The 22,139-nt window shown below is 62.4% G+C and carries 27 protein-coding genes; 3 read left to right on the top strand and 24 right to left on the bottom strand.

Annotated features, from left to right (window positions below):
- The first annotated feature begins 252 nt into the window (after positions 1 to 252).
- The 3 genes from BBA01S_RS03645 (at position 253) to BBA01S_RS03635 (ending at position 2,923) form a co-directional block, all read left to right on the top strand.
- Positions 253 to 525, top strand: a complete 273-nt coding sequence (locus tag BBA01S_RS03645) for a helix-turn-helix domain-containing protein (RefSeq protein ID WP_042295878.1) — start codon at positions 253 to 255, stop codon at positions 523 to 525.
- A 62-nt stretch (positions 526 to 587) separates the two neighbouring features.
- Positions 588 to 1,733 carry a glycoside hydrolase family protein gene (locus BBA01S_RS39925; protein ID WP_052391662.1) on the top strand — a complete coding sequence of 382 codons (1,146 nt, stop codon included), beginning with the start codon at positions 588 to 590 and terminating at the stop codon, positions 1,731 to 1,733.
- On the top strand, positions 1,697 to 2,923 hold the full coding sequence (locus tag BBA01S_RS03635) for an acyltransferase family protein (RefSeq protein ID WP_156965857.1): 1,227 nt from the start codon (positions 1,697 to 1,699) through the stop codon (positions 2,921 to 2,923). The genes BBA01S_RS39925 and BBA01S_RS03635 overlap by 37 nt, the downstream gene beginning before the upstream one ends.
- Here the strand turns inward: BBA01S_RS03635 and BBA01S_RS47985 are convergent.
- From BBA01S_RS47985 to BBA01S_RS03510, 24 genes are read right to left on the bottom strand one after another with little or no spacing between them, the layout of a single operon-like run.
- Positions 2,904 to 4,763: a hypothetical protein gene (locus tag BBA01S_RS47985; protein WP_245641412.1), complete on the bottom strand. Its 1,860-nt coding sequence runs from the start codon at positions 4,761 to 4,763 to the stop codon at positions 2,904 to 2,906. The genes BBA01S_RS03635 and BBA01S_RS47985 overlap by 20 nt on opposite strands.
- On the bottom strand, positions 4,753 to 5,424 hold the full coding sequence (locus tag BBA01S_RS03620; RefSeq protein ID WP_027815233.1) for a DUF2612 domain-containing protein: 672 nt from the start codon (positions 5,422 to 5,424) through the stop codon (positions 4,753 to 4,755). The genes BBA01S_RS47985 and BBA01S_RS03620 overlap by 11 nt, the downstream gene beginning before the upstream one ends.
- A 30-nt stretch (positions 5,425 to 5,454) precedes the next feature.
- Positions 5,455 to 6,687 (bottom strand): baseplate J/gp47 family protein, encoded by a 1,233-nt coding sequence (locus BBA01S_RS03615; protein ID WP_027815232.1) that lies wholly within the window; start codon positions 6,685 to 6,687, stop codon positions 5,455 to 5,457.
- A 7-nt stretch (positions 6,688 to 6,694) separates the two neighbouring features.
- Positions 6,695 to 7,057, bottom strand: coding sequence for a hypothetical protein (locus BBA01S_RS03610; protein WP_156965856.1), 363 nt, complete (start codon positions 7,055 to 7,057; stop codon positions 6,695 to 6,697).
- A 10-nt stretch (positions 7,058 to 7,067) separates the two neighbouring features.
- Positions 7,068 to 7,835 carry a hypothetical protein gene (locus tag BBA01S_RS03605; protein WP_027815230.1) on the bottom strand — a complete coding sequence of 256 codons (768 nt, stop codon included), beginning with the start codon at positions 7,833 to 7,835 and terminating at the stop codon, positions 7,068 to 7,070.
- Positions 7,828 to 8,694 carry a baseplate hub protein gene (locus tag BBA01S_RS03600; RefSeq protein ID WP_027815229.1) on the bottom strand — a complete coding sequence of 289 codons (867 nt, stop codon included), beginning with the start codon at positions 8,692 to 8,694 and terminating at the stop codon, positions 7,828 to 7,830. The genes BBA01S_RS03605 and BBA01S_RS03600 overlap by 8 nt, the downstream gene beginning before the upstream one ends.
- Positions 8,691 to 8,993 carry a phage baseplate plug family protein gene (locus BBA01S_RS03595; RefSeq protein WP_027815228.1) on the bottom strand — a complete coding sequence of 101 codons (303 nt, stop codon included), beginning with the start codon at positions 8,991 to 8,993 and terminating at the stop codon, positions 8,691 to 8,693. The genes BBA01S_RS03600 and BBA01S_RS03595 overlap by 4 nt, the downstream gene beginning before the upstream one ends.
- A complete protein-coding gene (locus tag BBA01S_RS39915; RefSeq protein WP_156965855.1) occupies positions 8,993 to 9,661 on the bottom strand; it encodes a phage baseplate protein in 669 nt (222 codons plus the stop codon). Before BBA01S_RS39915 ends, BBA01S_RS03595 begins: the two co-directional genes overlap by 1 nt.
- Before the next feature lie 7 nt (positions 9,662 to 9,668).
- Complete coding sequence (locus BBA01S_RS03585) at positions 9,669 to 11,570, bottom strand: phage tail tip lysozyme (protein ID WP_156965854.1); 1,902 nt, start codon at positions 11,568 to 11,570, stop codon at positions 9,669 to 9,671.
- Positions 11,571 to 11,572: 2 nt separating this feature from the next.
- Complete coding sequence (locus BBA01S_RS03580) at positions 11,573 to 11,725, bottom strand: transcription elongation factor GreA (protein ID WP_245641411.1); 153 nt, start codon at positions 11,723 to 11,725, stop codon at positions 11,573 to 11,575.
- A 14-nt stretch (positions 11,726 to 11,739) separates the two neighbouring features.
- Positions 11,740 to 12,177 carry a hypothetical protein gene (locus BBA01S_RS03575; RefSeq protein ID WP_027815225.1) on the bottom strand — a complete coding sequence of 146 codons (438 nt, stop codon included), beginning with the start codon at positions 12,175 to 12,177 and terminating at the stop codon, positions 11,740 to 11,742.
- 4 nt (positions 12,178 to 12,181) lie between these two features.
- Positions 12,182 to 12,616 carry a phage tail fiber protein gene (locus BBA01S_RS03570; protein ID WP_027815224.1) on the bottom strand — a complete coding sequence of 145 codons (435 nt, stop codon included), beginning with the start codon at positions 12,614 to 12,616 and terminating at the stop codon, positions 12,182 to 12,184.
- Positions 12,617 to 12,626: 10 nt separating this feature from the next.
- Positions 12,627 to 14,348 carry a DUF3383 domain-containing protein gene (locus tag BBA01S_RS03565; protein ID WP_027815223.1) on the bottom strand — a complete coding sequence of 574 codons (1,722 nt, stop codon included), beginning with the start codon at positions 14,346 to 14,348 and terminating at the stop codon, positions 12,627 to 12,629.
- A 3-nt stretch (positions 14,349 to 14,351) separates the two neighbouring features.
- Positions 14,352 to 14,897: a phage neck terminator protein gene (locus tag BBA01S_RS03560; protein WP_027815222.1), complete on the bottom strand. Its 546-nt coding sequence runs from the start codon at positions 14,895 to 14,897 to the stop codon at positions 14,352 to 14,354.
- On the bottom strand, positions 14,897 to 15,292 hold the full coding sequence (locus BBA01S_RS03555; RefSeq protein ID WP_027815221.1) for a hypothetical protein: 396 nt from the start codon (positions 15,290 to 15,292) through the stop codon (positions 14,897 to 14,899). Before BBA01S_RS03555 ends, BBA01S_RS03560 begins: the two co-directional genes overlap by 1 nt.
- Positions 15,289 to 15,630: a hypothetical protein gene (locus tag BBA01S_RS46650; RefSeq protein WP_156965853.1), complete on the bottom strand. Its 342-nt coding sequence runs from the start codon at positions 15,628 to 15,630 to the stop codon at positions 15,289 to 15,291. Before BBA01S_RS46650 ends, BBA01S_RS03555 begins: the two co-directional genes overlap by 4 nt.
- Positions 15,627 to 16,115, bottom strand: a complete 489-nt coding sequence (locus BBA01S_RS03545) for a hypothetical protein (RefSeq protein WP_027815220.1) — start codon at positions 16,113 to 16,115, stop codon at positions 15,627 to 15,629. Before BBA01S_RS03545 ends, BBA01S_RS46650 begins: the two co-directional genes overlap by 4 nt.
- The gene (locus tag BBA01S_RS03540; protein WP_027815219.1) at positions 16,102 to 16,524 is read right to left on the bottom strand and encodes a DUF4054 domain-containing protein; all 423 of its coding nucleotides are present in this window, start codon (positions 16,522 to 16,524) and stop codon (positions 16,102 to 16,104) included. Before BBA01S_RS03540 ends, BBA01S_RS03545 begins: the two co-directional genes overlap by 14 nt.
- Positions 16,521 to 17,015 carry a hypothetical protein gene (locus BBA01S_RS39910; protein WP_042295875.1) on the bottom strand — a complete coding sequence of 165 codons (495 nt, stop codon included), beginning with the start codon at positions 17,013 to 17,015 and terminating at the stop codon, positions 16,521 to 16,523. Before BBA01S_RS39910 ends, BBA01S_RS03540 begins: the two co-directional genes overlap by 4 nt.
- Before the next feature lie 2 nt (positions 17,016 to 17,017).
- Positions 17,018 to 18,028 (bottom strand): hypothetical protein, encoded by a 1,011-nt coding sequence (locus BBA01S_RS03530; RefSeq protein ID WP_027815218.1) that lies wholly within the window; start codon positions 18,026 to 18,028, stop codon positions 17,018 to 17,020.
- Positions 18,025 to 18,501, bottom strand: coding sequence for a structural cement protein Gp24 (locus BBA01S_RS03525; RefSeq protein ID WP_027815217.1), 477 nt, complete (start codon positions 18,499 to 18,501; stop codon positions 18,025 to 18,027). The genes BBA01S_RS03530 and BBA01S_RS03525 overlap by 4 nt, the downstream gene beginning before the upstream one ends.
- Positions 18,502 to 18,511: 10 nt before the next feature.
- The gene (locus BBA01S_RS03520) at positions 18,512 to 19,723 is read right to left on the bottom strand and encodes a DUF2213 domain-containing protein (RefSeq protein WP_027815216.1); all 1,212 of its coding nucleotides are present in this window, start codon (positions 19,721 to 19,723) and stop codon (positions 18,512 to 18,514) included.
- Positions 19,710 to 20,519, bottom strand: a complete 810-nt coding sequence (locus tag BBA01S_RS03515; protein WP_027815215.1) for a phage head morphogenesis protein — start codon at positions 20,517 to 20,519, stop codon at positions 19,710 to 19,712. The genes BBA01S_RS03520 and BBA01S_RS03515 overlap by 14 nt, the downstream gene beginning before the upstream one ends.
- On the bottom strand, positions 20,519 to 22,135 hold the full coding sequence (locus BBA01S_RS03510; RefSeq protein ID WP_027815214.1) for a DUF1073 domain-containing protein: 1,617 nt from the start codon (positions 22,133 to 22,135) through the stop codon (positions 20,519 to 20,521). Before BBA01S_RS03510 ends, BBA01S_RS03515 begins: the two co-directional genes overlap by 1 nt.
- Positions 22,136 to 22,139: the final 4 nt, after the last annotated feature.

The following is a 22,139-nucleotide window of genomic DNA, read 5'->3' as shown; positions in this document are numbered from 1 at the left end:
TTTATAGGTAGATGAATGCCGTGATTATCTACGATTAAATCCAATGGTTTTCTCGCGATTAAATGAGGCGCACAGCGCTATCGTTTGCCGTCGCATTTGCACGTCAGCGCGGCGAAGATCGTGCTTGACATGAGTTCCCTTAAGGAACTAATCTGACCTCGTTGGGCGCGCTCTCCGCGACTGCCCGCCACTCCGAAAGGACGATCACCATGAAGCTCACTTTTCGCCCGCGCGCGGCGCGCCCCTATTTCGATGTCAATTCGATACACGCCACCCAGCCCGCAAAACCTGCGGGATCTGAAAGAGCGCCTGAACCTGTCCGGCAAGCAGATGGCCGACCTATTTGGGCTCGCAAGTGCGCAGCAATGGCACAAGTACTGCGGCGGCAGCGAACCCCGCGAAATGAGCCTGCCTATGCTTTTCCTGGCCGGCGCCGTCGTCAACCCGGACGCGACCGTCGTCGAGGTGTTCGAGTGGTGCCGTCAGGTGGGCGCGAGCGTGGATATGAGTCCAAGGGACGCGTAGTCGTCGCAAATTGTGCGCGCGGCATCATCTCGCGCTTGAAAAATCACAGGGCAAAAGACCTCATGGCTCGTGGCATCATCGTTTCATTCCTCGGTATGTTCGTCATGGCTTGTAGCGGCTGTGGCGGCGGCGGTGGCTCATCGTCGTCATCGCAGACGACTACTTCGGCGCAGGCTCAAACGGGTGCGCAGATCGTGCCCACGACTCCCGTCCAATACGCCGATGGACGCCCATCGACCTCTCTGCGAGTTCCATCAACCGACTACGGCGTCGTGCTTCCGCATGGCACCGCGCCCGGCGGCGTCGATTCGCTCGGCGCGAGAGACGTGTACGTCTACCAGAGCGGCTCGACGTACTTCATGACTTACGATGGCTCTGGCGGACCATCTTGGAACACCGTTCTTGCAACGAGCGACAATCTGACTGCCTGGACGGTGAAAGGCAACATCGTGCCGCTTGGCAACGCCGGATCGCCTGACTCCGACTGCGTTTGCTATGCACAGACGTTCTTCGACGGACAACAGTGGCGCATGTACTACACGACGTCCACGTCGCAGAGCAGTTCGCCGGTTGTGCCCCTCGCGCCGTACAAGGCTATGCTTGCCACGGCGTCCGCTCCGAGCGGACCGTGGACAAAAGCACCCGGACCGTTGATCGATACGCAGGCCGGCACCTACTACGCTGATACCGCGTCGCCGGGCTCAATCGTTACGTATCAAGGTCAAAGCCTGCAGTTTTTCAGCGCCGGGCAGATTGTCGACGGGAAGATGATGCGAACGATTGGGATTGCCCGCTCCTCATCGCTTGACGGCCCATGGAAACCTGACTCCCAGCCTGCTCTTCCGGCGACGGAGCAGATTGAAAACGCGGTCGTCTGGCTCCAGCAGTCCACCGGCACATATTTCATGTTTGTCGACCACATAGGGCTGAACAACGGATCGGAGATCGGCGACGCCGCATGGGTCTATTGGACAAAAGATCCGACCCAATGGAATGCTGCAAACAAGGCCGTAGTGATGGACGGTCAGGCCTCGAATTGGTCGAAAAACGTGATCGGAATTCCTTCAGTTCTGCAGGTTGGCGATCGTCTCGCGCTTTTCTACGACGGCGATAAATCTCCTGTCTTGCGTACGGGGCTCGATGGGAACCTGAATCGAGATATCGGCATGGCGTGGATCAACCTTCCTATTGCGACGCCTGCTCAGTGAGTATCTACACGACTTGGCCTTATTTTGTCGTCCTAGCGGCGGTCCTCGCGGTGATGACGCTGCCCGCCTTTTCGCATGTCGATGAACCGATCAATCCCGGTGTCGCGCGCCGGGTTCAGTCACTCGACGGGTTGCGCGGCATTCTCGCGTTGAGCGTCGTTGTGCATCACCTCGTTACCGCCTACAAGTATCACTTCGACGGCATATGGGGATGGCTGCCGTCGGGTTTTTACAACCAGCTCGGCGAGGCCAGCGTCGCCATGTTCTTTATGGTGACCGGCTACCTTTTCTGGCGACGCCTTGTGGTCGACGATGGGCGCACGGATCTCCCACGGCTCTACGTCGGTCGATTCTTCCGCATCGCGCCGATGTATCTCGTTGTCGTTCTGTGCATGTTCGCCGTCGTCGCCCACCGCACCGGCTATCGCTTGAACGTCCCGATCCACGAACTTATGACCTCGGTAGGACGCTGGTTGGCGCTCGGCATTGGCGGCGCGCAGATCCCTCTGAACGGTGACGCTCACGCCAATCTGGTGCTCGCTGGCGTCACGTGGACAATCGGCTATGAGTGGGCGTTCTACGCGTCGCTAGTCGCACTGTCTTTTGTGGCTCGCCGCAAGATCCATCTGTTTGTGGCAGCCGCAGCGTTCGCGGTCTTCGCAGCCTGTACCCACCCAGGCTTGGCCATTCCCGGCTTTTGCCTGTTGTTCGCGTCCGGCGCGCTGGCCGCGTCGCTTGGCGTGAAGGGGTATAAGGCTGAAGGCAAGGTATCAGCGATCCTCGCAATCGCTGCGCTCGTGGCGGCGGTGCACACGTCCCCTTCGACGTATGGGCATGTGCCTCAGATCGTCGGACTGGCGATTTTCTTTACGATCGTGTCGTCTGGCAATTCGCTGTTTGGCCTGCTGACCACGCCTGCGGCAGAGCGCCTCGGTAACATTAGCTACAGCGTCTATCTCGGACAGGGGCTCGCAATTACGGGTTTCTATGCCCTGCCATTCGTCCGGTCGTGGGCGTATCAAACTCCCCTGCTGTACTGGATCAGCGCAATTGCTTGCAGCGTGCTACTCGCGATTGTGGCCAGCATTAGCTACGCGTTTATCGAGCGTCCGGCGATCCGGCTTGGCAAGCGGATAACCGGTCGCGGGCGCTCTGCTGCATCAACCGACCTCAAAACTTGTAACCGTTGATATAAACGCTGGCCGTCGGTGTTCCCGAACTGTTCTGCGCGCTGTAGTAGAGGGTCTGAGCAGAGGCGACAAGCACGTCCGCGAAGTTGTCGATGATCGAGCTTCCAGCGCTTGCGCCGTAACCGCTCAAGTTCTGTTGCCCACTTCCATTGACATCGCTGGCAATCGAAATAGCCATGGTGCTGGTCGACGTCGATTTGATCTGCAACTGCCCAGAAACGGTGACGGCATTCTTCGGCACGATTGATGACAGCGACAGGCTCGTGAAGGTCGCCGGAGGCGAGGTGCTTTGAACAGCATACGAGCCAACAATGCTGATCGCTCGATCGCGCTGAACGCCGACGATCAATTGGCTGCTCGCATTGGTCGGCCATACGCTGACGAGCGCGCTCGCTGTGTAGCCGCTCGGCATGTTCGCCCCACCGTACACGCTCGGCGCAGCAGCACTCGTTGCGTTCGTCGCGAGCAATGCGCTCGCACCATTGGACGGGTTGTAGATCGCATAGAGCGCAACGAATCCAGATGCTGGCGCGCTTCCGGTATCCATCCCGCCCGCGCCAGTCGTCGCGAGGTTGATCGTCTTGCTGAACGACGACAAGCAGTACCGAATGCCGCCGAGCGCGGTCTCGACAACGATTTCGTCAGCCGTCGGCGTGTTAGAGACCGCAGCGGCCGAGACGGTCATCGCGAAATTGCGCACGCTGCCAACCACACCTGCTACCTGCGACATCTGCGGCGCGTGGTTATTCGCCGTGGCGGCTGCTACGACGAGCGGGTTGAATTGGCGGAGGGCTGAGCCATCAACCAAATCCCAGCCGGTACTGGTGGAGGGCGCGCGAGCAACGACACGCAGATCGTCGCCTGGTTGTAGCGTGATTGTCGTGGGCGTGCTTCCGGCGTTCACAAATACGTCGGTGCTTTGGGTTACTACCGTGGCAGGGACGGCCCCATAGTTCACGATCTTGAGGCCTTGTGTAACCATCGTGCTGGCAACGGGCAACGTGAGCTGGGCGCCTGCCGAAAGACGGATGATTTGCCCTGCCGATGCGGCCGTTAGGGTCGTATTTGCGCTCAGCGTCGTGGCTCCCGCCGCGCCATTCGCCTGCGCCTGCAATTGCGCGAGATTGACGGCTTGCTGGATTGAAGTGGCCGATGCGATGCTTTCCGACGGCTGAGTGATGTTCGTGCCATCGCCGGTAACTTTTTGCTGGCCTGGCGCGAGCACGAGACCGCCGCCGCTCGCAGTCTTTGCCGTCACCGAGAAAGCGCCAGTCGTGTTGTTCACGACATTCCACTCGCCCACCCACGTCGGGAAGATGATCTGCACGTTCGCCGTCAACGTGCCTGCGAGCGTGATGCGCTTCTTCATCGCCTGCGCAGGCGTGAGCGTCACGTTCGTGTTCGTGAGCCCCGTGATGGCCGTCGCGCCGTAAGCATGCTGCGGCACCCACTTCGTGCCCGCGCCAGTATCGGGGTTGTCGGTGTTCGAATCGTTGAGGCTGAGCCACGAGCCTTGCAGATCCGCGCTCATGAGCACAGCACCCTGCGGATAGCCGCCAACATTCGCGTCGGCGACGAAAGCCGAACTGTACGCGTAGCGGCCGCCGCCGTGTGCCCAGCGGATCGACGCGGTGATCAGGTTCAGGATGCCGTTGAAGTCTGCGCCGAACGGCGGCACGCCGCCCGCCGCGACCGGCGTGAACGTGAGCGGCGGGAAGCCATCGTTGAGCGACGCGGCGCCGGGCGTCACCGTGATCTGTGATGCCTCCGGGATCGTGTTCTTCGTGCCATTGGCCGCGAACGCGAGCGGGACGAGAGTCGGGGTCTGGCTAGCTTGCATATTGAACTCCGGTGAAGAATGAGCCTTGGCCGAATGGTGCGGCTGATGCACTGCCCGCTTCCGCGAAGCCGAAAACGTTCGGCAATGGCACCTGCATGATCGAAGCGAGAACGCCAGTCGGGCGTGGCATTGCGCCGGACTGCGTGAGAATGGCGACTTCGTAGGGTTCGAGATAAAACTCGAACGTGTAGCGCATCTGCATATTGCCGAGGTCGCTCACATAACAACGCCCACGACCTGCGAAAAGGTTTTGCAGCAACTGGTTGTAGCTCGGGATCGAACCGTCCGAGATGTTCGCCATTGCCTTGACGAGGATGAGCACACGGAACGCGTCGTCGCCCAGGTAATAGCTCTGCGTGACGGTGCTTCCCGTATAGAACACGCCCGATCCGAATGGCGTCGCGCTCGCGGTGCCCGCTTCGGCGAACCCGAGCTTCAGTTCTGCGCTGGGGATCTTGAGCAGTCGACCGTTATCGAGCCCGACAATTTTTCCCCAGATATCAAGGCCGAATCCTTGCGCGCTATCGATGTCCCACACCATGCTGTAGAACGCGTCGATATCAGCCGACGGGTCGATATAGCCGTTCATGTTCTGAATCAGCTGTACGAGCGTCGGGCTGTTCGCGTATTGCGAAATGATCGTCGATTCGACGTTATCCAAGATGGTCTAGAAATAGAGAGGATTTCGAAATCATACGAGGTTCACAGCAATGTTTGCTGCTGTAATCGTAGGGGTTTGATCAATTCCCATCACGACACTGTTCGCGTTCGCCGCCGTCGTGCCGAGCTGAATCGAGAGCAGTTCGACGGACGGGTCGATCGCGATAACGCCCGGGTAATAGCGGCCCGCGAAGATCGTCGAATTGCTGCGCGCGCGCGAGCCGCCGTCGGCACCCGTGAATGCGGCGATGATCGCGTTCTGAACGAGCGTAATGATGTTCGCCGGCAGGTTCGGGTTGTTCGCGAGCTGCACCGCAAACAGGATCGGCACTGCGGTGAGCACCTGGTATTTCACGGTGTACTGCGGGTAGGGCTGCGAGCCGACGCTCGTATCCTGCACCGTGACGGGCGTCGTGCCTGCGTAGTTGCAGCCCGGGCTCTTCTTCGTCCAGATCGCATTGCCGATGTCCTGCGCCGCGCCGCCGTAGACACCGACGTACAGCGAATTCGCCGGCAGTGTGAAATCACCGTTGACGACCGGCGTGCCGAGCGGATTGTCGAGCACGCACGCGTCTAGCACATTCGCGACGTTGAGCACCGCCGCGCGCACGGCGGGCACCGAGCCCGCCGCGTTCAGCGCGACCGACTGGCGGCGCCGGTATTCGAAGTCCGCGCGCGACTCGACGTCGTTGCCCACCACGCCCGACACCACGCTCACGGTGTCCCACCCAGAGATCGCCTGGTAGATTGACACTTGATTCGCCGCAGGCACCGCCGTCGGGCCAGTCGTCTTGCATGCGAAGCCGAGCGTAATCGTGCCACTCGCGGGGATCGTCCCGGCCTGCGTGCACAGATAGACGTTGTTGCTGGTGTCGGCGATCATCGCGCCAACCGGAATCACCGTGCCAGCGAGGCCCACGCACGCCACCTGCAGCGCCGTCGGCTCGGCCGGATTGCGCTCGATGAAGTAGATGCGCGCAATGCCGTCCTGGAAGCGGCCGTCGGCGGTATCCGGGTCGACGCCGTTCACCACTTCGAGGATGTCGTCGTTCTTTGCACCGATGATTGCCGCGGTGCTCGACGCGAGCTGCCCCTGCGCCGTCTTTAGGTTCGGCGTGCCGTCGGCGTTCGCGATGTTCATGTTTCCGCCGAATGCCGCATTGGCGTCTGCGAGCACGCCCGCGACGATATCCGACTCGGCGGGCACGACCGGCCCGGTGGTTGCCCACGTGATTGACGGAACGCTGCTGGAGGGAGTCGACATATGCGCCTCAGAAATCGATCAGGATGGGGTTCGGGCTGTCTGCGGTGTAGGCCTGAACCTGCCCGGTGAGCACGCGCGAGGCGTACGAAAATCCGGTGATGAAGCAGCGCGCAGACGTGACGGTCTGGACGGTCATCGCTGCGTTCACGATGTCTTTCTTGACGATCGAGAGCGGCGAGAACTTGCCGAGGATGTCCTGCCAGTAAGGCACGCCCTGCGTCGTTTCGAACCAGACTTCGCCAAGGAACGTGCGCACGGCGCTGGCGACGTCCTGTGCGACCGCATACGGCGCAGACGCGAGCGCGATATTGCCGCTGGCATCAAGGCAGAGATCCCAGCGCGTGCGGTCGAGTAGAAGAGTCGTGATCATGTTCGCTCGCTCACTGCGGTGGGCCGCCGAGGCCCGAGCCGCCAGAATTGGTGTGCTGGTGAGTGCTGTCGATCGCGTGGCCGTTCGAGGTGATCGTACCGACGAACTGCACCGCCCCGTTGATCACCGAGGCGACGCCGCTCGCGATGCTGCCCGTCATGCCGCCGAGCCACGACAGCAAGCCTTGAATGATCACCGTCCCGCTGAAGCCTGACTGCGGCGAGTTCACCGTGAACGACGTCGACGCATCGACCTCGACGAGCGGCGCCTGCAACTTGACCTTCGTTGGCGAGACCACGGCCACGCCCGCGCTGCTGAACTGGACGTATTGCTGCGGCGCGCCGTTGAGGAAACCGCCCAGATAGAGCCCGTCGGCCAGGTCGAAGATGCGCTTCGACCCAGGGTTCGCCTGGGCCTTGTTCGCCTTCACCGACGATATGTCGCGATCCTCGACGATGGCCACGCCAATGTCGCCGACCTGCGGGTCGATGATCACGGCGTTCGCGCCGCCCTGAAGCCGAAAGTACGGCAGGTGATAGATCGTGCCGTGCGGCACCGCGTTGTTCCAGCCGTCGAGCTGGTTCACGAGCGGCTGCACGTCCACGAAGCCGACCGGCGAGACGCCGCCCGCGTTCGTGACGGCCATCACCTGCACGAGCCGCGCGCCGCTGATCGACCGCAAGGTCTGCCAGATGAGGAAGGACTGCTCGTTGAAATCCGACGTCCCGTCAGTCTGATCCTGCGCGCCGCGGTATCCGTTGTCTTGAACGTCAGACATTCATGGGCCTCCCGAGCACGCGCGTGAACCACTGGCCGTTGGGCGTCTCGCTCTCGATCGTGTGCACGACCTCGGAGACGAACCACGTGCCGTTCGCGACAGGCAGCGAGCTTTCGACTTGGATCTGGCCGCCCGGTTTGATGTGCGGATTGAAAAGCGTCGTCAGCGAAATGCCGTTGCTGGAGAAGGTCGGATAGCCAACCATGCCGGTCGCCACCGAAATCAGCGGCACGTCCTCCTGCTGCAGGCGCGACGTGGTCTTCGGCCAGATCGCGAGCGTGCCGCGATCGATCGTCATGTAGATGTCGGCCGCCCGGGCACACGCGCGCGCCTGCGCGAGCGCGGTGCCGGGGAAGTACGGATTCGCGAGCTGCACCTGCACGCCGTTGTTCTCGAACGCGAAGCCCATCGTCTGCGCGAGGCTCGACATGATCGTCGCGACATCGGCCTGCCCCTGAAAGCTGATGGCGTTCACCGGCTTCAGTGAGGCGGCCAGCCCTGCCACGGCGATCACGTTCAGCGGGACGTCCGGCATCCCCTCGAACTGCCCCCACGACTCGTTGATCGTGCCGTCGTAGATCGTGGTCAGCCCGGTCTCGTCGTCGCCCGCCGCAATTAGCATCGTGTTCTGGAGTCGCACGGCGGCGTTGACGAGCCCCACGGACGTGAGCTGGTTCACCATGTCGAGCGGAAGGCCGAAGACCTGCACCTGCGCGGCCGGCATAGCGTCGCCGGGCGCGGCCTGAATCAGCGCTTTCACGCGCAGCCCAGACAGCGTGACCGTATTCGCACCGCTCTCTCCGAACTGGCCGGTGCCGAGCGAGATCGTCACATCGATGCGCTTTTTCGTGAAGCTCATGACAGGTCGCTCGCTTCGAGGTAGACGAGCTGATAGCGCGAGCCCAGACCAGTGTAGGTCGGGTCGGTCACGCCCTGTGTGTCGAAGAACGCGAGATCGCCGGTAAAGCCTAGATACGCGTGCCGGATGAGCTTCACGCGGTCGCGGCAGATGATGCCGGTCTTGATCGGCGCGTTGTTGACCGAGAGGTCGAGGTAAAGCCCCGTCGTTTTCTGGTAGACGGAGATCTGGCAGTTCTGGCCTGCGAGCAGCACGCTCAACTTAGGCCAGGGCTTGGCAGGCAACGGAATAATCAGCATCACACCACCCCGCCGACGCCGCTGGCGACCGACACCGGGCCGAACAGCGCTGACTGCGCCGCCGTGGGCGTCTGCGTCTGCACCTGCCCCTGGTTCACTGGATCCGCCGATGCCGGGTTTTGCGTGTTCGCGAACGCCGCCGTGCCGGTCTGGCGAATTTCCTCGATGTGCAGGTTGACGATCAGCAGCGCGGCGCCGTTCTTCGTCGTGCGCCGATAGTCGTAGGCCACGATATTCGCGTCGGCGTATGTCGCATCCGGCGTCGCGATCGTATAGAGGTCGGTCGACTGCTTGGCCGCGTCGATTGCAGCGAGAAACGCTTCGCGATCGGCGACGGTACGACCGCACACGAGCGAGACTGTGCCGCGATACGGCACTTGCACCTTGTTATACGAGCCGAACGCGCCCTGCTCCTGCGGGTAGTTCGCAACGCGCGAGTCCGCCATGTATTCGAGCATCAGCGTCGTGTCGGCGATGGCCACAGGCAGACCGGTGTCATCGAATACGCCCCAGACCGGCGTGAGCACGTTTTGCAGGATGCCGATGGCGTCCGCGAGGATCAGCGCCGGATCGGTTGAGATAGTCACCGTGCCGGGCGCGCGCAACACAGAGGGCACGCCGTCTGCAAAAGGGACGTCCGGATAGAGCGGCACGGAAATAATCGGCATCGCCATATCAGCTCAACCCCGTATTGGCTTGCGGCAGCGTGAAGTTCGCCTTCATCTGGCGCCCGAAGTCGCGCGCGATGCCCGCGGCGTCCGTAGACTGCGTCTGGATGGTGATAGGCCCGTTGATGTTCGTCTCGCTCGTCGACGTGCTGGTCGAGACGTTGGACGTGCTAGACGATGCGACGGACGGCGCGGCCGACGTCTGCTGCGCGATCTGCGCAGCGTTGCCCTGGCCGATGCTGCCGGCCACACTCGCGGCATACCGCTGGCGCTGCGCGATATTGGCTTCGTCGGCGCCCGGGCGCTCGTATTCGCGCGCGTGGATCTCGGCGGCCTGCGCGGGCGTCTGCGCCATACGGATGCGCTGATCGGCGCGCTTCTCGGTGTTCTTCAGCTCCCAGAGCATGAAGTCGACCTGCTCGCCGAAGGTCGAATCCTTGAGCGAGTGGCCGAACTGCTGCTGGAACTGTGCGGCGCGGGCGCCGCCCCACTGCGCGATTCCAGCGTTGCCCGACTTCTTGTTGACGGCGGTCGGATCAAGCTGGCTCTCCTGCATGAGGCTGCCGATGACGCCCGCCGCCTGCGCGTCGCTATAGCCAGCCTCTTTGAAGCGCTTGGCGATGTATGCCTGGCGGTCGGCCAGCGATCCGCTGTTGGCCGCCTGCCGGGCTTGCCCGACAGGATCGCCGTCCCAGGTGTCGCCGGGCTGCGTTGTGCGCGTGTTTTCCTCTCCCGCATTCAGGCTTTCGCTGTGCAGCGCCAGCGCCGCCGGCCCGAGCAAGCGCATCAGGATCGGCAGCGCAGCGGCGCCCGCCGTGGCAATGCCCCCGAGAGCCCCGCCAAGGCTCGTGAACGCGCCCGCGAGCGAAACCACACTGCCAACGAACGACAGGAGCTTCAGCGCCACCAACGCTTCGAGGATGGTCTTCCAGCCGCCGAGCGATTGCGCGGCCTTGTCGAGTTGCTCGAAGAACGCCTTCACGTCGGCGATCACCTTGTCCCAGTCCACGCCGGTAATCCACGCGGCGAAGCGGTCGGCGAGATCCTTCACCTGCGTGCCGATCTGGTCGGCGTGCGCGGCGAACCAGTCGGACATCCGCGTGAGCAGTCCGACGACGACGTTGAACGCCGGTTCGAGCGCGATCACGATGCGCTGGCCGGTTGTGACGAGACCTTCCTTGAAGTCCTTCCAGCGATTGTCGAGCGCGCGCAGCCGGTCGGTCTCGTCCTGCGATAGCTGGTTGAGCTTCTGCTGCCGCTGCACTTCCGCCTGCAAAGCCTGCGGGCCTTGCATGAGCGCGTCGGCCATCGCGCGCGTGTAGCCTTCCTGCTGAAGCGAAAGGATCGCGAAGCCGCGGCCCTGCGTCTGGGCAAGCCGCTGCGCGATCACGGCGTCCTGCTCCAGCTTCTTCATCGGGTCGTCAACGTCGTGCACGTTGGCACTGACGCCCGCGCGACTGGCGTTCATCAGATACGCGTGCAGCCGGTCGTCGAGCTGGCCGTTCTTCAGCTTCGCGGCCTGTTCCTGAATGCCCTTCAGTGCGTCGTCGGCGTCGGTCGTGGAAGCGCCCAGGCGGTCGAACGCCTGTTCCACCGCGCGCACCTGCCCGGGCACCATGCCGAGGTCGCGCGCAAGCTGGCCGGTGGCGATGGCACCCTTGATGGTCTGTTCGGTGAAGTCCTTGATGCCGAGACCGGCGGTGAAGAGCGCCAGCAGCGCGAGAAGCTCGTTGCGCACGGCGCGGAAAGAGTCGGCCGCCTTCTTGTTGCGGGCCTCGATCTCTTTGGCCGCCCGCAGTTCTTCGGCGGTGAGCTTCTTCGTGCTGTTGGTGGCCTCGGACTTGCCGCGCTTGAATGCGGCAGCGTCGAGGCCCAGCGTAACGATGAGAGCGTCTACGATCGTCGGCACGGTCAATTCCTATTCTCGGTCGCGACGCGCTCGTTGTGCGAATCCACCAGAATTATTTCGAGCAGGTCATGCAGGTCGGCGAGCCCGTACACGGTTTGCAGTTCGATCAGCGTTGCCCGTCGGCGCGAAACCACTACGCCGATCGAGCGCGGCACGTTCGGATACTCGATCAGGCGGGAACTGCCGCCGCCCCAGAAGCCTGTGTCGATGGGGCGGCGCCCAGAAAAGCATCCAGATGGAGCTGCAGCACGGCCTTGCGCAGCTTCAGGCGCGTGGCGACTTCCTCGATGTCGTCGTCCATGAGCGCCCGCGCGCCGCCGTCGCGGCCAGCCTCGAACTCGTACTGCACGCAGGTCATCATTTCGTCGAAGAGCGGCTTGGCGAGTTCGAACGGCACCTTCGTCATCGACTTGATGCCAATGGCGGCGATTCCCGCAAAGCCCGCCTTCAGAATGTTGTCGGGCACATTAATGCCGCAACTCATAACCGAGAACAGTGCGCGTGCGGCCCATTCTTCCGCGCGCGCCGCCGACATTTCGGTGATGAGGAACCGCTTGCCCTTATCGCGGCCCTCGTCCGTCACGAGGTAGCTGATTGTTTTTCGCATCGCATTACACCGGAGCCGGAAGCACAGATTCCCACGTGATTTCGTAGGTCTGCGGTTGAAGGGTCTTCTTCGCGTCCGGGATGACCTTGCCGCGCGTCAGAGTGCCGTTATTCATCGCGAACTTCTTTCCGGGGCCAGGGAGCTTGACATTGGCCTGCGCGATATAGACGTCTTTCAGCACGTTCTGCGCGGTGATCCACGTGTCCATCACAAGGATGAATGGCGAATTCGGCATGAGCGTGAAGCGCCATTTCACGTTGAACGGCACCCAGCCGCTGCTTTGCTTTCCGTCGAGCCCGAGCACGACTTCCGCAAGATCAACGTCATCGGTGTCGAAAATGTCTTCTGCCGCATAGCCTTGCATCTGCTGTGCGGTCGTGTAGATGGTTTCAACGCTCAGCATGATCGTGCTGTTGGCGCTCGTAATGGATCCAGACATATCGTTCCCCTTATTGAACCATCACTGAGCCGACGTTCAGCTTCTGCACGCTGCCGCCGTCCATGTACCACCATGTGCAGGGCGGCGACGAGCGCGCGCCGCGTACCTGCGCTGACGCTTGCGACGCAAGCACCTGAAGGTAGTTCCCGTTCGTGAAAAGCGCACTGCTGATGTCGAGGCCTGCATCCTGCTTCACTTCTGCCGCCTGCGCTGCCGAGAGCTGGACTCCCTTCTGGAAGCCGCCGAAATTACCAAACTGAGTGATCGGATCGTTTAGCCACGCTTCGATCAACGTGTCGCCTGCCACGTTGTACGGCACCGATTTCGTGTTCTTCAGGCCAGTCATGATGGCGAGCTGGAACTGGTTATTCACCCAAACCTGATTGACGAACGAGTCGATCCAGTCGTATTGGCCGCCAATTGATCCGGGGTAGAAGAACGTGAATTCATCATTGGCCGTCGCGAACGCGCCATACATGTTGTAGCCGTTGGCGAGAAGATTGTTGTACACGCCATCGTCGGTCACCGTCGCGGCGAGGCCGGACTGCGATTTGAACGCACACGTGATGCGGCCGTTCTGTTCCGTAAAGTCGATCGAGGCAAGCATGCCCATGAGGAACGCCGCCTGGTTGATGTCCTGATAGATCGGACACACGCCACTCATCTGGTTTTGCTTGACGATGTAGCCGAGCGACGTCGTTGCGGAGTTGGACGCCGCGGGGCTCTGGTCGGTGTCCCACGCGGCATACACATAGCGGCTATTCTGCTGCGCTGTCCAGTTCGCGAAGAGCAGCTTGTTTGCATTGCCGGTGCCGTTGTCCGGATCGAAATCCGTCATGAACGATACCCAGTTCTGGGTAGCCTTCACAAGCGCCGCCATCGCGGTTGCAGGTGTCGACGGCGCCGCGCCCTGAGATAGCACCGCGCCAGTAGCCAGCGTGAGCGCGAGGCCTGCGGCGAGCGTTCCGGTCGCATACGCCACGGTCGACGGTGCACCCGTGATGCCGGAAGTGATGACGAAAGCGCTCGACACGCTGTCGAACGTCACCGCGACTGCTGCGGCCGCGCCGGTGATCGACGTGCTCGCGACCGTCTGCGATTGGTCGATCGTGTACGTGCCAACACCGCCAGAACCCGTCAGGAAGCCGGTGATCTTCGTGCCGGCGGTTATGCCGCTGCCCGTCAGCACCTGGCCGATCGCCAGCGCGCCGGATGTGACCGCAGAAACCGTGAGCGTCGTGCCAGCGATCGAGCCCGTTACGACGGCCGGCGTCGGCGGCGTTGCGTTCAGTGCGGTCTGGATCGCGGCGGCCGCAGCCGAGAAGCTCGACGCGCTCGACAAATTGATCGATGCGGCTGCGCGCGCGAAGCCATCGATGGAAACCGAGAGCGAACCTGACAATGCCTGGAGTTGCGCGAGGGTCATCGACGCGAGCGAGCCGCCGCGCAAATAGCCAGCGACAGCCGATTGCGCGTATTGCATGAAGCCGAGTTGTCCGGGCTTCACGTTCGAATTATCGAATCCGCCGAAATAAACGCCAGCAAGTTGATATTGAAGCGACGACTCGCCGAAATAATTTCCGACTGCCGCCTGGCTTGAGAAAGTAGGAACACTCCCCATCGGAACGCGCGCGCTGTTCGTGAGAATGATGCCGTTAATATCGAGCGCCGACCCGCCTGCACTGATAACGCTGGGCGTTGAGGACGCGATTTCGGATGCCGGGATCGACATGTCTTATGCTCCGGGAGGATATGCCGCGTCAACGCTGATAATTCCGACCTCTACCTGATCGGCAAAATCTTGCGGCGTTTGCGTTACTGGATTGTACTGAATCGCAGCAGTGATAATCCAACGCTGCTCGTACAGATTTTCTCCGTTAATAAACGGAACCTGTTTCGGCTCGTCGCAATATAACGGCTGAATATCGGGATTAATTGCTGCAAATTGAATGCACGCATATTCGTCGCGGAGCAACGTGGTGATCATCGCTGAGTTGTCCGCAGAATTCGGGCCGTGCACGTCGAGCTGCACGCCCATCTTGATCGACTGCATCGAATTGCGCGTGCCCGGATTCGTACCGGGATCGGTGTAATCGTCGACGTTCGTGGCGAGCCGCGGCAGCGAGATCACGTTCATCATGACGAAGTCGGGCCCCTGCGGCTCACCGACGTCGTTATCCTGCGCGCGCACGACCTCGACGCCGCTCGCGAGGATGCCGAGCAGAAAGCTGCGCAGCGCGGCGCACACGTTCGCTTCGGTAATGGAGATCGTGGCGGCCATCAGCCCACCTGCAATTGAATCGCGAGCGCGCACCAATCCGGCCACGTCTCGAACACGGTGACGACCTTCCACGTCGTGCCCTGCAACGACACAGGGACGTCGCTGGTCGTGCCGAACACGAGCCGGTCGCCGCCCTGGTTGTTGGGGCGATACACGCCGCGCCAGTCGCCGTTGAGATACGCCTTGCGCAGCACGCCCTGAATGTTGAGACCGTCGAGGTGCTGGATCTCGGGCGCGCTGAGCGCCTGCACCTGCGCCGACTGCGCGGACGTGGTGAACGCTGGTGTGCGCGTGCCGTCGTCAGCCGTGGAGTATCCGGCGCTCTGGTTGAGCGTCACCGGCACGAACGGATTGATCGTGCCAATGATGCTGGAGACGAGGCCATGGAGATTCATAGGTTGATTTCTCGCAACGCAGTTCGACGCGCGGCCTTCCGTGCGCGAATTTTGTCCGCATTTCTTTGGTCATACGCGCGTTGAACGGCTTTGACGTGCTCCAGATTCACTGCGCGCCATTGATCGCGATATTCGCGAATCCGTTCGCCGTTTGCACGCCGCCAAGTTTTGTGCTGGGCGAGCAACTTTTCTCGCTTTGCAGCGTACCGGCGCGCATCATATTCGCGCTTGCACGCCTTGCACGAAGAACTCAGGCCGTCAGGCTTCAATTTCGCGGAAGTGAATTCAACTACGGCGAGCATCTTTTCGCAGTGGCAGCAACGTTTTAGCTGGGTCATTCTTCAGGCGCTCCATCGACGATGTCGTATGCGACCGCGTGCTGCATCGGAGCTGCGGCCGATCCGCGCAGCGGGCCGTCGAAGCCCTTCTTCGCGATCGTGGATTCTGCGTTCGGCGGATTCGTCCAGGTGCCGATCGTCTGCTGGATATCGACGACAGCCGCTTCGCCCGCGATGCGCAGCGCGGCTTCGAAATCTCCACCGTTGCGCTGCATGGTTACGCCGACGATCTTCGCCCAGCGCGTGCCGTTGCTCTCCGCGGTCGTGCGCATGAAAGGACGCGGCGGGACATGCTCGGTGTGCCCGTCTGCTGTCTTGCGCGTGGTGCCGTACTCGTTCCAGAAGCCGACAAGCGCGGTGGGCGTGCCGTCCGGCTCGGTCGAGCCTTCGAGCAGACCGGCGCGCATCGTCTTCGTTGCGGTGTCGAGATAGCGCGCGAGCGCGGCGTCGAGCTTTACGCCGCCGGCGACCTTAGGCGCGCCCATAGCAGGGAGCCGGGAAATAGCGGAACGTGCGATACGGCAGCGCCATCTGCCAGAACATGAGGCCGTACTGGCTCTGCGCCCAGAAGGCGGCGTTCTTCGCCTGCACCGCAACGAATGACGCGTTCACCGTGCCCTCGCCCGCCGATTGGATCTGGCCGACGGCCGCCGCGTTCGCGCCGTTATTCGACGCGGCGCGGCCCAGCAGGAAAGCGATGTGCGCGGTGATGAGGTTGAGCATCTGCGCGCGTGCGTTGAGATCCTGCACCACCGAGCACGGCGTGTTGTTGAGGTAGAGCTCGGCCAGCGCAAAGTCGGCCGTGAGGGTGTCCGCTGACGTCGTCGCAAAAGCGGGAAAAGCCGCCTGGAAGGCGGCCGGGTCAAACACGACGACGCCAGCGGGCGTGCTCACTTCGTGGCGCTCGCCGTGCCAAGGTTGCGCGCGTTCGCGTCCTTGTCGTTGGTCGGATCCTTGCTCGGATCGATCGGCTCGAAGCCAGTCGCCTCACCGGACTTCTCGCTCGCTTCAGCTGCGCCCGAATCTGCGTCGTTCACTTCCTGCGCGAAGATCAGCTTGTTCTTGTGCGCGACCGAATCGCCATGGTTATCAACGACCCACGCCCACGCGGCCGGATCGACGTTCTTCGTCACGCCGAAGCCAGCGACGCTATCGCGACCGGGCATGCCGCTGACCTGCAACGGCGAGCGCTCCTCGCCCAGCGAGCCGATCAGGCGCAACGTCGAGCCGTCGGGCAGGTTGTAGCGAATGCCGTGCGGCAGCTTGCAGTACACGGTGATGGTGTTGCCCTGCGTCGTCTTCTTGCTGCCAGCGGGCTTTTCGAGCGCCTTCGTGTTCGTCTTGTCGACGGTCGAGGTGCTTTCGTTCTGTTTCGTGTCGTCCATTCTTAAACCCCCAGCATTTGCGCGACGAAGATCGGGTAGTAGATGACGGCGCCCCAGTTGCGGCCCGACTTCTTCTCCGAGTAGGACGACTCGTGACGCACCACGCCGTGCGCGCGCATGCGTTCGGCGTAGCCCAGCTCACCGGTCGGCTGACCTTCGACATCCTGCGCGATCATCTGCACGAGGTTGCCGCTGGTCGTCGCGAACTCGGGGATCGTCTCGATTGTCATGTTGGGATAGGCCAGCTTCAGCCGGTCGCGGAGCACCTGCCCGTAGGTGTTCTGCTTCGTGAGGTACTGCTCGACGATGTTCGGAATGCCGACTTTCACCGCCGATTTCGTGTTGATGAGGCCATTGCCCTGCGCGATGAGGTCCGCCCACAACAGCACGAAGTCGTTGTAGATTTCGTCCGACGTCTTCAGCGCCCACGTGTTGCCCGCGACACCGGTCGTCGGCGCGACCGGCGTGATAAGCGCCGGATCGTTCATCAGGCCGTAGTTCTGCAAGCCCGAGACGCCGAACAGGTTGATCGCGTTTTCCTTCTTGCGCAGGATGAGCGCCGAGGCGATCTGCTGGCGCGACGCATAGTCGAGGCGTGCCTTAGCGGCGACGGCCATCTGGCGATCGCCCCATTGCGTGTTCGTCTGGAAGCCATACGCCTGGCGCTGCGGGAACACTGCGTTGTGGCTCGACTGGCCGTTCTGGCTGAAGTCGCCGTACGTCGCCGTTTCACCCGTGTTTTCGACCACGAGGAACGTCGTCGTGTCGGTGGCCCAGTCGCCCTTCTGCACGGCCGGGTAAAGCAGTTCCGAGTTCATCGGCGCGACGAGCACCTCGATCACGCGCGGATCGAAGTAGTTCGTGAGCATCTGCGGAATGCCGTTGTTGGGCATCGTCACCATCGGGCCCGCCGCGTCCATGGCCGCGATGACCTTGGCGCGCAGCTCGTCCGTGAGCAGTTGCGCATCGTGCGCGAGCACAATGCCGTACTCGCGAAGTTGATTGAGTTTCATGCGAGGTTGCTCCAGGTCGAGATCTTGATGACGGCGTTCGCTGCGCCGCCGCGCGTGACGACGTACGGCGTTTCGACGGCGCCGGTGATCGTGGCGCCGGCCGCGCCGAACTGCAGCGTGCCGTCGGCGAGCGTCGCGAAAACCTTCTGGCCGAGCGTAGCGGCGTTGGCCGAACTCGCGAAGTACTCGCCCTGCTCGGCGACCTGCACCGGGAAACCGGCGGGCACCTGCATGCTGTATTCAGCGAGGTAGTTCGGGATGACGCCGACCTGATCGGTGATGGCGAGGCCGAGCGGCGCGCCGGTGCCCGTGTTCTGCACCTGGTTGTCGGTGTCGGTGCCGGGCCACACGAAACGGGCGACGGTGACGGCGCTCTGCGCGATACGCGAGATCACCGAAATCGGATTCATCGAAGCGCGCGTGCCGGGCACGCCAACTTCGGGCTGCAAACGAACAGCGGTCGGGAAGCTCATGGCGTGATCCTTACGCGTGGTTGATCTTGGCGAGCGCCGGGAACATCTTCAGCAGTTCGCCGTTAGCGGCCGAGTCCTGCGCGCCATGCGGCGTCGGCTCTGCGCGCTTCGTGAGCAGCACATCGACGATGCCGCTATACGCCGCCGCGTCGTGCTTCTCGGGCTCCATGCCGCCGACCTTCAGCGCGTGCGCGAAGATCGCGTCGGCCGAGTCGAAGGCCATTGCATCGAGCTTGCCGGTGATCGGCTCGACCTTTTGCGCGGCGCGGAAGCGGCTTTCGATCGAGACGCGCGCGCCGTCGGCGGCGGCCTTGATCTTGGCGTCCATGGCGCCCGCGTTCTTGGCTTCGTCGGCCTTGCGCGCTTCTTCAGCGCGCTTAGCCGCTTCGTCGTCGGCAGGCTTCTTTTCCTCGTCGCTCGCGCCCGTCGAGCCAGCGCCCTCGATCAGCTTCTTCAGCTTTTCGAGCAGCGTGCCTTCTTCGTCGTCGGTCGTTTCCGGTTCGCCGAGCGCCTGGACTTCTTCGAGCGCTTCTTCGAGGGCGTTTTCGACGGCTTCGGTGTCGAGACCCTCGTCCATCGCCACCTTGAGCTTCGGCATGCGCGCCTTCAGCGCGGCCTTTTGCTTGGGATTCAGTTTCACGGTATGTGCCTTTTGAGGGGGGTGGATCTGGGTATCAGCGACCATCACTTCCGGGCCGGCGCGACCCTCGACGACTAAAGCGACGTGATTACCTTCAATCGCCGTCATTTTTAGATCGTATGGCGAGCCATTATAGGAGCCGTTTTCGATAATCGGAATATAACGATAAGAGCACGATAATTCTCGCTGTGAATCGTCGTCGATTTTGTCGATATACTGCGCATCCCAAAATCCGAGCGCATTATCAAGCCACGTCCCGTCAAACACCGCATTTGACCCGGTTGAGCCGATAATCTCTTCTTTTTGCGGGTTTTCTGCCGTTACGTGCGTGTGGATGGCAAGGATCGGCAACGTGTTGAACGTGTGGGCGCCCTTCTGCAGCTCCTCGGGCGGCCGGAACACCTGATAGACGCGGTCGGGATCGAGACCGAGTTCGTCCCACGTCGGGATTTCCCGACCGTAATAGGGATTAACGTCGGCTCGGGTAATGTGGCTCGTCTTAACAAAAAGCCGCCCGTCGGTATCAACACGACGGACGGTCATTTTGTCGAACGCGAGAATAACTGGCTTATTCGGCTTCATCGTCTACGCCCGGGATAAGAGGTGCCCCGACGCAGCCGCAGTTAATCAGTTCGCCGGGGAAAATATATTCGCCGTCGATTTTAAGACCTTTATCCAAATCAAAAACCTTCCCGTTTGCCTGCACGTGAGAATGGCGCGGATTTTTACCGCCGCCCACGTGAAGCCAGCGCGCCTTCTTGATCCCCATGCCGAGCTGGCGCACGCGCGCCATCTGCGCCGTGGCCTTGTTGTTCTGGTCGGTGGCGATCAGCTGCGCGCGGCGGCGCGTCACGCCGAAGCGCTGCTGCAACTGCTCGGTGACGTATGAGAGGTCGCGGCCCGCCGTGACGCTGCGCATCACGATGCCCTCGACGTCGGTCGCGTATTCGGACTGGATGGACTGGATGAGCGAGACGTTCTCGCGTACCGACGCCTGGAGCACCGTGTTCGACACCAGCGTGTCCTTGACCGAAACGCTCATGCCGGTCAGCGCGACGGCAGCCTGCTTCGTGGCGTTCGTGGCGTGACGATCGACCTTGGAAATGAACTCGCGGGCGAGATCCGGCGCGCGCTTCGCGAACATCTTGCGCCACTGCGAGGCGCGACGCGCGAGCTGCGCGGCCAGGTCGGCGGCCGGCGACGCGTCCATGGTGATTTCGGATTCGCGATCGCGGTAGGTGGCGCGCAGCCAATACAGCGTCGAGCGGTGCATCTCGTCGACGAGGCGTTCGAGCTGGCGCTGGTAGGCGACGCGCAGCGCAGCGCTCGGGCGCGCCGGGCGCATTTCGCCCTTAACCTTCGGCGCGCGCGCGGGCATCAGACGTTACCGGCGCTGTCCGCGTCCGGCTCGTTGCCCTCTTCGGCGCCCGGCAGCCCCTCAGGCAGCTCGTCAACGTCGAGCGATTCGAAACCGCTGTCGGGGTCGGCGGCCAGCTGTGCGCGGACTTCCTCGGGCGACACGACGCCGCGGTCGAGGTAGATCGCGTTGGTGTCGGCGTTGCTCTTGCGGTTCGTCGCCTTCTCGACCTCGCTCTGCTCGTGCAGCGGCACGAAGCGATGCGTGAGATCGTCGTCGATCTTGCCGTTCTCGGAAAGCTGGATGATCTTCGTGGCGCGGTCGAGGTTGTCGGCGAAAACGATCTGCTGCTGGCTCGACACATGGTCGTACCAGTTCGCCTCGTCGTACTCGCCGGTCGAATTGAAGCCCTTCGGCGAGATCCCGAGCAACTTCACGGCGGGCGTGCGGCTGATCGCGGCGAGCAGTTCGAGCTGCTGCGACACGAGATCGGCCAGGCCCGACACCGGCGTGTTGACCTGGACGAAATCTTCGGCCTCCATGTCGAGCGTCATCAGGCCGTCGTTCGATCCCATCATCGACCAGAGCAACGCGCGCGCCTTCAGGCTGGTCGCGTCGTCATAGCCGCCGCCGTTGAGCATCTGGCTCATGTCGGTCTTCAGGATCGACGTGCTGAACCTCTTGACGAGCTTCGCGACGGCGATGCGCACGGTGTCGAAGCGGTCGACGTAGTCCAGCGCCATCTGCGCGAGCGGGATGCCGAAGAAGTTGTACGCGGGCTTGAGCAGGATGGGCGGTTCGTTCTGCGTGAAGTGCAGCAGGCGCGACGCGTGCACCTTGCGGCCCTGCACGAGCCACGCGTCCGGCTTGTAATAGCCGTCGGCGAGCGGATTGTCGGCGTTGTAGGGCGCCGGGTAGCAGTTGATCGGCTCGATGAGACGGAAGCCCTTGAACGAGTCCTTCGTGATCTTGGCCGAATCGAGCGTCAGCGGCGTCTGGATCTCGCGCTTGCCCGCCTCGGAATAGGTGTCGTCTCCCATGTCGATGAAAAGCATGCAGCCACCGAAGTAGCCGGTCTTCTTCATCGCGCGGTTGAACTGCTTCTTGAGGTGGAATTTCTCGGTCGCGGCCTGCAGCGCCTTCACGCGCTCGGCGTCCGATTCCTCGGCGCCCTGGCCGCTGAACTCGATCCACTTGCGCGTCATCTCGTCGGCCAGCGTCTCGACCATCGCGCGGATCAGCGGGTGCTGCGCGAGCAGCGATAGCGCGGCGTAGCCGATGAAGTCGACGCCCTGCATCTGGGCGTAGCCGCTGTAGAGGCCGAGCGTGCCAGGAATGTTGTCGCAGATCGAATCCATCGCGACGGCTGGGGCGCCCTTCTCGTCGCCCTTGGTGCCGGGCATCACGTCAGCTGGCTTGAACTTCGCGGGCCAGTCGATGACGGCGTGCTGCGCGCCCTGCATGGATTGAAGCTGTTCGAGCAGCGCCGGGCTGATGCTGAGCCCGCGGCGCGGGCCTTCGACTGTCGGCCAGTTAGGCTCGATGCGCGGCGCGCTGTCGAGCGCGATACGCGGTGTTGCAGGAGACGGCGGCAGGAGCGGCGCGCCACGAACGAGAGAACGGAGTTTATCGAGCATGGCG

The sequence above is a fragment of the Paraburkholderia bannensis NBRC 103871 genome (assembly GCF_000685015.1).
Taxonomy (GTDB): Bacteria; Pseudomonadota; Gammaproteobacteria; order Burkholderiales; family Burkholderiaceae; genus Paraburkholderia; species Paraburkholderia bannensis.
The sequence above is the reverse complement of the archived record's forward strand: the minus strand, read 5'-3'. Positions and strand labels throughout refer to the sequence as shown.